This is a genomic window from Streptomyces sp. NRRL B-24572, from assembly GCF_002156145.1.
GTDB lineage: Bacteria > Actinomycetota > Actinomycetes > Streptomycetales > Streptomycetaceae > Streptomyces > Streptomyces vietnamensis.
The window spans coordinates 1-1,556 of sequence record NZ_MWIG01001091.1 but is presented as its reverse complement, the minus strand read 5'-3'; the positions used below and the strand labels follow the sequence as shown (position 1 = coordinate 1,556).

The following is a 1,556-nucleotide window of genomic DNA, read 5'->3' as shown; positions in this document are numbered from 1 at the left end:
TACGAAAAGATCAGTAGGGCCTGGCTCTTCTCCGTACGAGGGAGGCCAGGGCCGTGATGCCGACGACGAGGGCGAGGGAGCGGAACGGGAGGAGGGTGCCGGGGGCGTCGTCGATCAGGTCGATGCCGTTCCCCACGGCCGTGATCCAGGCGACCGCCCCCACCAGCACCATCGGCCCCACCCGCCGCTCCCCCGCGACGAGCATCCCGATCCACAGGACCAGCGGCATGACCAGGAACGTGTTGATGAGCGCCGTGGTGAACGCCTGGTCGGCGGAGTACCCGGGCCCGGCCCCGAGCGTCGAGGCCGCCTGACCCGCGAACGACAGGGAGAGCGTGTCGGACAGGATCAGGTGCGAGGCCGCGACTCCGAGGGCGGAGACGACCAGCGCCTTCAGGAAACGGGGGCCGAGGGATGGGGGCGTGGATGCGGACGGTGCCATGCGCCCGACTATACGCACGGTGTATACACCGCATGCATAGCCCCCTCTTTTCCCTGCCGCGCACAGCCCCCGGTCAGGCTCCCGAGGGGAAGACCGTGGCCGCGTAGGCCGCGGCCGCCGGGGCGGGCTGGAGGGCCGCGTGGGCGGCGATCGCGTGGATGTCGCGCCAGGCGCGCTCCAGGCCGCCGCCCGCGATGAGGCCGCGGGCGCCGCCGGTGCGCATGAGGCGTTCCACCGCTCCGGTGAGCAGGTCGACGGCGAGGGCCGCGTCGCGTTGGTTGAGCGCGGCGTCGGCCGGGCCCGTCCTCGGACCGTCCGCCCGCGCCGCCGCCGCCTCCAGGAGCAGGCGGGCCGCGTCGATCTCGGCGGAGCAGCGGGCCAGGGTCTGCTGGACCACCGGGTCGTCGGCGAGCGGCCGCCCGTCGGGGAGGCGGCGCGAACCGACGAGGAGGGTCCAGGCCTCCAGGGCTCCGCGCGCCGCGCCGAGTGCCGGCAGGGCGAAGAGGAGGGCGGTGACCAGCTGGTACGGCACCCGGTGGCAGGGAGCCGCGTCGGTGTCGGCGACGCCGGTCACGAGGGCTTCGCGGAGGAAGGTGCGGTGCCCGGGCACGAACACCCCGTCGACCGTGACGCTGTGGCTGCCGGTGGCGCGGAGCCCGACCGCGTCCCAGGTCTCACGGATCCGGACCGCCTCGCGCGGCACCGCGAGCACCCGGTACGCGGGGGCCCCGCCCCCCGAGTGGTCGAGGGAGGCGAGGAGCACCCAGTCGGCGTGCTCGACCCCGCTGGCGAAGCCCCACTCCCCCGACAGGGTCCAGCCGCCGGGCGCCGGGGCGAGCCGGCCGGCCGGGGGCACGATCGCCGCCGCGACGTGCACGTCCGGCGAGTCGCCCCACAGTTCGCGCTGCCCCTCGGCCGGCAGGTGCGCGGCGAGGCGGCCGTGGGCGGTGGAGGCGCAGGCCGAGCCGACTCCGGCGACCGTGTCGAGCAGTTCGGCGAAGCCTCCGGCCGTACCGCCCCAGCGGCGGGGCACGAAGTGCCGGGCGAGGCCGGCGACGGTCATCGCCTCGACGACCTCGGGGTGGAGCCGCCCGGTCCGCTCGGCCTCCTCGGC

The 1,556-nt window shown here is 75.8% G+C and carries 2 protein-coding genes; both read right to left on the bottom strand.

Annotated features, from left to right (window positions below):
* Positions 1–10 precede the first annotated feature (10 nt).
* On the bottom strand, positions 11–442 hold the full coding sequence (locus CCN56_RS40450; RefSeq protein ID WP_086832528.1) for a hypothetical protein: 432 nt from the start codon (positions 440–442) through the stop codon (positions 11–13).
* A 73-nt stretch (positions 443–515) separates the two neighbouring features.
* A partial coding sequence (locus CCN56_RS40445) for an acyl-CoA dehydrogenase family protein (protein WP_107484322.1) occupies positions 516–1,556 on the bottom strand: 1,041 nt, incomplete at its 5' end.